Origin of the sequence: Devosia sp. (genome assembly GCF_028290645.1) — a bacterium.
Classification (GTDB): domain Bacteria; phylum Pseudomonadota; class Alphaproteobacteria; order Rhizobiales; family Devosiaceae; genus Devosia_A.
Genome location: NZ_JAQGJL010000250.1, coordinates 1 through 6,596, shown reverse-complemented (window position 1 = coordinate 6,596; position 6,596 = coordinate 1). Strand labels below are relative to the sequence as shown.

The following is a 6,596-nucleotide window of genomic DNA, read 5'->3' as shown; positions in this document are numbered from 1 at the left end:
TCTCCCTCCCCATTCTTAGGGGGAGGGGACAGGGGTGGGGGTCGGCGGTCACAGGGCGATGCAAACGTCCTCACCAACGTCGCATTGACCACTGACATGTCAGCGAACTAGAAAGCGCGAACGACTTCCCGGGGCGCACATGGCCAATCTCGACAAGTATCTCACCATCGAAGACCTGATGAAGGCTGCCCGGCGCCGGGTGCCGAAGATGTTCTTCGACTATGCCGATTCAGGCGCCTGGACCGAGAGCACCTATCGCGAGAACAGCTCTGACTTCGAAAAGATCAAGCTCCGCCAGCGCGTCGCGGTGAACCTCGAGAACCGCAACCTCGCGACGACGATGATGGGCCAGCCGGTATCGATGCCGGTGGCGATCGCGCCGGTGGGCTCGACCGGCATGCAGTCGGCCGACGGCGAGATCAAGGCGGCACGGGCGGCCGAGAAGTTCGGCATCCCGTTCACCCTTTCCACCATGGCGATCTGCTCGATCGAGGACGTCGCCGAGAACACGACGAAGCCGTTCTGGTTCCAGCTCTACGTGATGCGCGACAAGCCGTTCATCGAGCGGCTGATCGATCGTGCCAAGGCGGCGAAGTGCCCGGTGCTGGTGCTCACCATGGACCTGCAAATCCTCGGGCAGCGCCACAAGGATATCCGCAACGGGCTGCGCGCGCCGCCGCCAATCACGCCGCGATTCCTGTTCGAGATCGCCACCAAGCCGGCCTGGACGTTCGGCATGCTCGGCACCAAGCGGCGCACTTTCCGCAATATCGCCGGGCACGTCACCGAGGCGGTGAACCTCGCCTCGCTTTCGAAGTGGACGGCGACGCAGTTCGACCTGACGCTCAACTGGAAGGACATCGCTTGGATCAAGAAGCGCTTCGGCGGGCCGGTGGTGGTCAAGGGCATCCTCGATGCCGAGGACGCCCGGCTGGCGGTCTAGAACGGGGCTGACGGCATCATCGTCTCCAACCACTGCGGGCGGCAGCTCGACGGCGCGCCCTCGACCATCCGGGTGCTGCCCGAGATCGTCGATGCGGTGGGCGAGCGGACCGAGGTGCTGATGGATTCCGGCATCCGGTCGGGGCAGGATGTGCTGAAAGCGCTGGCGCTTGGCGCCAAGGGCACTTTCGTCGGCCGCGCCATGGCTTTCGGGCTCGGCGCGGGCGGTGAAGCGGGGGTGACCCGGGCGTTGCAGATCATCAACAAGGAGATGGACATCACGATGGCCCTGATGGGCGAGCGCGATGTCCGGAACGTCGGGCTCCACAATATCTATTCGAACGATCTGCTGAAGCGGCAGGGGTACTGAGCGTCAAGCGAACGTCGCTGGCGGACCCGGTGCGAGTTGCCCCCACCCCTGTCCCCTTCCCTTAAGAAGGGGAGGGAGACTTCAACTTCGATGTCAGTGTAGGGGTCTCCCTCCCCCAGTTCAGGGGGAGGGGACAGGGGTGGGGGTCCGCGAGCACCGGCGTTTCGTTTATCCTTGTCCCGCGGACCCTACGTCCCCCGCCTCTCCCCCGATCCCCCGTCGGGACGCCAGGTGAGCTGCTGGTAGACTTTCTTCGCTACTGCCTTCATCTGGTCGTCCCGCAGGTCGCCCACCACGGTGCAGGTGATCTTGTCGTTGGCCCAGTAGAACGCATCGAGATTGTCGAGGGTGGTGAATTCCCGCTCGGTCCGGCGATCGGGCAGGGCGGCAGTTATGTAGACGGTGAGCCGCTCCTTGGCGGCATTCTCGTACATCAGTTGCGCGGCCGGTCCGTTGGGCTCTTCGCCGTAGCCGGGGAGCAGGCGGCCGCCGACCAGCCTGAACCCGTCGGGCGTCAGGTCCGGCGGGTTGATCGGCCGTTCGACGCGGTTGGAAAGCCAGGAGACGAGGTGGTCCTTGTCCGTGGCTGCGACCTCGACGGCGTGGCGGTTTTCCTTGACGAACAGGGCGTGCGCGGTCACCGCCGAGGCGATCAGCTCGTAGCTCTCGGCCGGCTTGAAGAAGTCGCGTCCGGCCCAGCCGAGCGCGCCACCCAGCGCCAGCGTCACCACCGCGGCGGCGGCGAGCTGGGGCCAGCCGAAATTGCGGCGGGCGGCGGGCGAGCGAGCGATGAGGTGCGGATCGAGCCGCGACGGCACGGTCTCGCCGGCGGCGCCGTTGAACAGCGCCGACAGCGCCTCGTTCTGGCGCTGCCAGTTGGCGATCTCGGCGGCCTTGTCGGGGCGGGAGGCGAGCCAGGCTTCGACCTCGCCGCGGAGCTCCGGAGTGAGCTTGCGGTCGACATAGGCGTGCAGATCGGTTTCGGAAATCGGGGGGCGGTTCGTCATTTGACCGACCTCAATCGGGGTTCATCGCCGCTGCCGGTCAATGTGCGGAGCGCGGCACGGGCGCGGCCCAGCCGCGACATCAGCGTGCCGGCGGGAATGCCGAGAACGCCCGCAGCGTCCTGGTAGCTCAGGCCCTCCAAGACGACAAGCAGCACCGCCTCGCGCTGGTCGTCGGGAAGCCGGTCGATGGCGCGGGACATCTCGGCGAGCGCGATGCGCCCATGTTGCGCGGGCGGCACGGACGGTTCTGATACCAGGCTATCGATAGGAACGTGGTCTCCACGGCGGCGCTCGAAGCGGAGGTCGTTGCGCCACAGGTTGATGAGGATGCGGAAGAGCCAGGCCTGCAGCGGCCCGGTCGGGACGAACAGGTTGCGCTTGCGGATGGCGCGCTCCAGGCAATCCTGGACGAGGTCGTCGGCGCGATCGGCATTTCGGGTCAATGCCCGTGCATAGCGCCGCAATGCCGGTACCGTCGCTTCGATCTCGTCCAGGAAGTCCATGGGCTGCCGGCTTACTGCTCGACCGCAGTATGCCAGACCTTGCCGACCATGTCGCCGGTGGTGTCACCGGGCTTCTGGTCCTTGACCCAGAAGTACAGCGGCTTGCCCTTGTAGGCCCACATCTTGGTGCCGTCGGTGCGATCGACGAGGGTGAAATCGCCCTCGGCAGCGGCAGCGGCGTCGGCAATCAGCGGCGGCCAGTTCTCGGCGCACTTGTCGTAGCAGTTGGTGACGCCCGCCGTGTCCTTGTCGTAGGTGTAGAGCGTCATGTCGTTGGCGCCGACCAGCACTTCCTTGCCGCCGATCTCTGTGGTCTTGATGGCGCCGCCGACATAGTCTTCGGCGAACGCGGTTGTCGAGAGCAGCGCGAGCACGGCAGCGCCGAGCGTGATTGCAAGCTTCATGATGTGCCTCCGTTGGATGCGGACGTGGTCGATCAACCCGTCCTAAGGTGATCAACACCGCGCCTCGCGGTTTAATCCGCGGCCGTCCGAGATTTTTCGCGCAAGCCGTTGATCGCGTTCGCAAAGCGGGTGGATGCCTGCTCCGGTGCCTGTTCGTCGTGCGGCGAGGTCCATGCGACGGCCCCGCAAGAGGCCATGTGACGACCATCGAATGAAGGCGCAAGATGGTCGGCAGCGCCACGCTGCCGGTGGCGCGATGGCCGCGCCTCCGGCATCAGGACGTGGGTGGTACTCAACCGAGGGGAGAGCCGGAATGGCCGAGCAACAGAAGCAAGTCGTCCTCGAGATGACGATCGCCGCGCCGGTGGAAACCGTCTGGCAGGCACTGCGGCAACCCGACCAGATGCTCAACTGGTTCGGCTGGGACGCCGACACGCTGCGCGATGAGATCCAGGTCATCTTCTTCGACCACGCCCGCGCGGACGAAGCCAGCAAGGTGCTGGCGTTCGGGGAATACGAGGGCATCGCCGACCGCATCGAGCTGGCCGCAGCACCGGGCGGCACGGCGCTTCGTGTCATGCGCGGGGGGCCTGCCGTGGGAGGCGACTGGAGTGCGCTCTACGAGGACACCTGGGAGGGTTGGATCACCTTCTTCGAGCAGATGCGGCTCCTCATCGAACGTCACCCAGGCGAAAAGCGCCGCACGCTGTTCCTCTCTGCGCAGTTGCCGGAGGGCGGCACGCTGCCGATCGAGGGGCTCGGGCTCGCTCCGCTGAAGGCGACGCCGGCCGGGGAAGCGGTGACGGCCAACCTGCCGGTGGGTGACCGGGTTACCGGCACCGTGTGGCATCACTCGGCTAACCAGGTCGGCATGACCGTCCCCGCATGGGGCGACGGCCTCCTGGTGGTGACCGACAAGCGGCCGCCCAACGGTGGTCCGCATGGCGGCGGCTCGGTGCTGCTCACCACGTTCGGGCTGTCGGACGCCGCCTTCGCGGAACTGGAACAGGGGTGGACGGCATGGTGGGAGGCGCGGAACTCGAAGGGCTAGGGTTGGCACCTCCTCGGTTGAGACAAAAGGCCCCCTCACCCAGTCCGCGAAGCGGCGGGTGAGGAAGCCTTTTTGCTGGGCTGTCGGTCCGTCGCAGGTGCGCTCAGCCCTCCAGCCAGGCCACCTGTTCCGGCGTCAGCTGGATCTCGAACGCCTCGAGGCTGTCGTCGAGTTCATGGAGCGTGCGCGGCCCGATCAGCGGGATCGAGGGAAAACCCTGCGCCAGCACATAGGCGAGGGCCACGTGGATCGGGCTCTTGCCGAGCTTTGCCGCGAGCTCCACGGCGCGATCGCGGCGGCCGAAATTGCGGTCGTTGTACCAGACGCGCACCAGTTCCTCGTTGCTGGTCTTGTCGCGGCCGGCGCGGTCGGTGAAGAAGCCGCGGGCCTGGCTCGACCAGGAGAAGTTAGGGATCTGGCGCGCCTTCAGCCAGGCTTTCCAGTCGTCGGTCGAGGCGGTGACGCATCCGGCCCAGATCGGGTCGAGCATTTCGGCGAGCGCGAAGTTGTTGGAGAGCGCGCCCGGCCGCTGCTTGCCGGTGCGGTCGGCATAGGCGATGGCCTCGTCGAAGCGCTCCTTGGTCCAGTTCGAGCCGCCGAAGGGCCCGCGGATGCGGCCCCGCTTCACCTCGGCGTCCATCGCGTCGACGAACTCGCCGACGGGCACCTCGAGATTGTCGCGGTGCATGAAGTAGACGTCGACATAGTCGGTCTGCAGCCGGTTCAGCGACTGGTCGAGCTGCTTTGCAATCACGTCCGGGTAGCAGAGCGGGGAATGTGCGCCCTTGCCTATCAGCACTGCCTCCTCGCGTGTGCCGCGGCTGGTATGCCACTCGCCGAACAGCTTCTCGGTGTAGCCGGCGCCGTAGACGAAGGCGGTGTCGAACAGGTTGCCGCCCTTCTCCCAGAACGCATCGAGGAGGATCGCGCCAGACGGGAAGGTGCGGAAATCCTCGAAGCCCAGGGCGACGGCCGACGCCTGCTTGCCAAGGCCGGGGATCGCGCGCTTCGGGATCACCGTGCCGCCGGACTGGAGCGGACGACCGACCAGCGTATTCACCCGCTTCGCAGATTTCTCGACCGAGTACTCGATGCCGGCATCGGCGCGCCACTTGTCGAGCGTCCGGGCATTGCCGAGGCTGTCGGCCCAGGTCATGCCGGGCGCAGCGAGCTCCTGCCTGCCGGCCAGGATGGCTTCGGCAGCGGCGTCGGCCTCGAAAGAGAACAGGTGCTTCTGCTTGCCGACGCTGACGGTTTCGTGCGTCCCGTCATTACGGATGATGTCGATCTTGCCTTCGCCGCCGGCTCGGTCGCCATTGGCGAACCAGAAGTTCGGCACCTCGATGCGGCCGGTCGAGCCGAGGATGCGGAGCACGTTCTCCTGGTTGACGAAGACCGAGCAGCTGACTTCGGCGATGATGCCGTTCTCGAACTGCAGCAGTGCGGCGGCCCAGTCGTCGGTGCCTTCGGCATTGAGCCGGGCCATGCCGGAGACCTTTACCGGATCGAGGAAGGGCTTCCCCGCAGACGCGCCGGCGATGAAGCGCGACATCGAGACCGGATAGCCACCGACATCGAGGATGCCGCCGCCCGCCAGTTCGGAAGCGAACAGCCGGTGCTCGGGGATGAACTTGCCCATCTGGAAGCCGAAGCTCGACTTGATGGCGCGTACCTCGCCTATGGCGCCTGAGGCGACGAGGTCCCAGAGCTTCTGGGTCTGCGGGTGCAGACGGTACATGAAGGCCTCGCCGACAAAGGTGCCGGCCTTCTTGTGGGCATGGATCACCGCATCGACTTCGAAGGCCGAAAGCGCCATCGGCTTTTCGACCAGCGCGTGCTTGCCGGCTTCGGCCGCCTTGATCGCCCACTCGGCGTGGCCGGTATGCGGGATGGCGATGTAGACCGCGTCGACATCCGGATCCCGCAGCAGCGCGTCGTAGCCCTCAACCACGCGTGCGCCGGGAAAATCGTCCTTGAGACCGGCTTTGCCAGGATTGCGGGTGGCAATGGCTTCGAGCCTGCCGAGCCGCGAGTCCTTCAGCCCGCGGGTGAAATCCTTGGCGATGGCGCCCGGGCCGATGATCCCCCAGCGTATCGGGGCGGTAGCAGTCATGTCAGTCTCCTGGCGATGCGGTTTGGAGGATCAGGCGCATGCCGTGGCCGGCACTGATCCGAGAGGTGGGAACCGGGCGTCGAGGCGAGATGTTCGTCGACATCGATCTTCCCCGTCAAGGCCGGCCGCCATCGCTCTCCGCTTCACCCGCGCCCTGAGCTTGTCATTTCGCGCGCGGGCATTGTAACGATGCCCAACTCAAGCGC

General features: G+C 66.2%; 5 protein-coding genes and 1 pseudogene. 2 read left to right on the top strand and 4 right to left on the bottom strand.

Going from position 1 to position 6,596, the window contains the following annotated elements:
- Positions 1–139: 139 nt before the first annotated feature.
- A pseudogene (locus JWQ89_RS13770) lies at positions 140–1,312 on the top strand (alpha-hydroxy acid oxidase).
- A gap of 188 nt (positions 1,313–1,500) precedes the next feature.
- Here JWQ89_RS13770 and JWQ89_RS13765 read toward each other — a convergent pair.
- From JWQ89_RS13765 to JWQ89_RS13755, 3 genes are read right to left on the bottom strand one after another with little or no spacing between them, the layout of a single operon-like run.
- Positions 1,501–2,319 carry an anti-sigma factor gene (locus JWQ89_RS13765; RefSeq protein WP_299641912.1) on the bottom strand — a complete coding sequence of 273 codons (819 nt, stop codon included), beginning with the start codon at positions 2,317–2,319 and terminating at the stop codon, positions 1,501–1,503.
- Positions 2,316–2,822 (bottom strand): sigma-70 family RNA polymerase sigma factor, encoded by a 507-nt coding sequence (locus JWQ89_RS13760; RefSeq protein ID WP_299641910.1) that lies wholly within the window; start codon positions 2,820–2,822, stop codon positions 2,316–2,318. Before JWQ89_RS13760 ends, JWQ89_RS13765 begins: the two co-directional genes overlap by 4 nt.
- A gap of 11 nt (positions 2,823–2,833) precedes the next feature.
- On the bottom strand, positions 2,834–3,226 hold the full coding sequence (locus JWQ89_RS13755) for a hypothetical protein (RefSeq protein ID WP_299641909.1): 393 nt from the start codon (positions 3,224–3,226) through the stop codon (positions 2,834–2,836).
- A 313-nt stretch (positions 3,227–3,539) separates the two neighbouring features.
- On the opposite strand from JWQ89_RS13755, the gene JWQ89_RS13750 reads away from it, so the two are divergent.
- The gene (locus tag JWQ89_RS13750) at positions 3,540–4,277 is read left to right on the top strand and encodes a hypothetical protein (protein WP_299641907.1); all 738 of its coding nucleotides are present in this window, start codon (positions 3,540–3,542) and stop codon (positions 4,275–4,277) included.
- 103 nt (positions 4,278–4,380) lie between these two features.
- Here the strand turns inward: JWQ89_RS13750 and JWQ89_RS13745 are convergent, their stop codons facing one another.
- Entirely contained in the window at positions 4,381–6,390 is a 2,010-nt protein-coding gene (locus tag JWQ89_RS13745) for an aldo/keto reductase (protein ID WP_299641905.1), read from the bottom strand.
- Positions 6,391–6,596: the final 206 nt, after the last annotated feature.